The organism is Streptomyces globisporus (assembly GCF_003501885.1).
Lineage (GTDB): Bacteria > Actinomycetota > Actinomycetes > Streptomycetales > Streptomycetaceae > Streptomyces > Streptomyces globisporus_D.
Genome location: NZ_QWFA01000392.1, coordinates 1 through 1177, shown reverse-complemented (window position 1 = coordinate 1177; position 1177 = coordinate 1). Strand labels below are relative to the sequence as shown.

General features: G+C 67.8%; 1 protein-coding gene. It reads right to left on the bottom strand.

Annotation, left to right across the window (positions count from 1 at the left end; translation table 11 throughout):
* Positions 1 to 212: 212 nt before the first annotated feature.
* Positions 213 to 1061 (bottom strand): 3-hydroxyacyl-CoA dehydrogenase family protein, encoded by an 849-nt coding sequence (locus D3105_RS33900; protein ID WP_118906598.1) that lies wholly within the window; start codon positions 1059 to 1061, stop codon positions 213 to 215.
* Positions 1062 to 1177 lie beyond the last annotated feature (116 nt).

Below are 1177 nucleotides of genomic sequence, written 5' to 3'. Positions count from 1 at the left end.
GCCGCCGGCTTTGCCTCTGCCACCACTGACTGCCGCAGCGACGGGGAAGTTGCCGTCTGTGAGCGAACCGATACCGAATTCACTCGGTGGAGTGACTCGGGTTCGTCGGCTTCCGGTCTCCGCCGGGTAGAATCCCCGGCTCCCCCGGCCCGGACGGCGGTGGGCCGGCCGGGCCGAGAGGGCTGATCCGATCGGGATCCGTACGAAGCCGATCAGTACGTGTAGAAGCCCTGCCCGCTCTTGCGCCCGATGTCACCTGCGTCGACCATCCGGCGCATCAGCTCGGGGGCGGCGAACTTCTCGTCCTGCGACTCGGTGTAGATGTTGCTCGTGGCGTGCAGGAGGATGTCGACGCCGGTCAGGTCCGCGGTGGCGAGCGGGCCCATCGCGTGGCCGAAGCCGAGCTTGCAGGCGATGTCGATGTCCTCGGCGGTCGCGACGCCCGACTCGTACAGCTTGGCGGCCTCGACGACGAGCGCCGAGATCAGCCGGGTGGTGACGAAGCCCGCCACGTCACGGTTGACGACGATGCAGGTCTTGCCGACCGACTCGGCGAACTCCCTTGCGGTGGCGAGGGTTTCGTCGGTGGTCTTGTATCCGCGCACCAGCTCGCAGAGCTGCATCATCGGGACCGGCGAGAAGAAGTGCACGCCGACGACGCGCTCCGGACGCTCGGTCGCGGCCGCGATCTTGGTGATCGGGATGGCGGAGGTGTTGGAGGCGAGAACGGTGTTCTCGCCGACGACCTTGTCGAGGGCCCGGAAGATCTCGTGCTTGACTTCGAGCTTCTCGAAGACGGCCTCCACGACGATGTCCGCGTCGGCCACGGCGTCGAGGTCGGTGGTCGTGGTGATGCGGGCGAGCGCGGCCTCGGCGTCGGCCGCATCCAGCTTGCCCTTGGCGACGAACTTGTCGTACGAGGCCTTGATCCCGTCACGGCCCCGGGTCAGCGCGGCGTCGGTGACGTCCCGCAGCACGACGTCCCAGCCCGCCTGGGCGGAGACCTGCGCGATCCCGGATCCCATGAGTCCGGCACCGATGACGGCGAGCTTCCTGGCCACGTTCGCACCCCTTGGTTTCTGTTCGCCCGTGCGCTTGAGTTCACGGCGGTTCACATACTCTCCGGCGGAGGTTAGTACCCGTCGGGCGTGCTGGGGCGGTGAAGAGATGCGCGTCA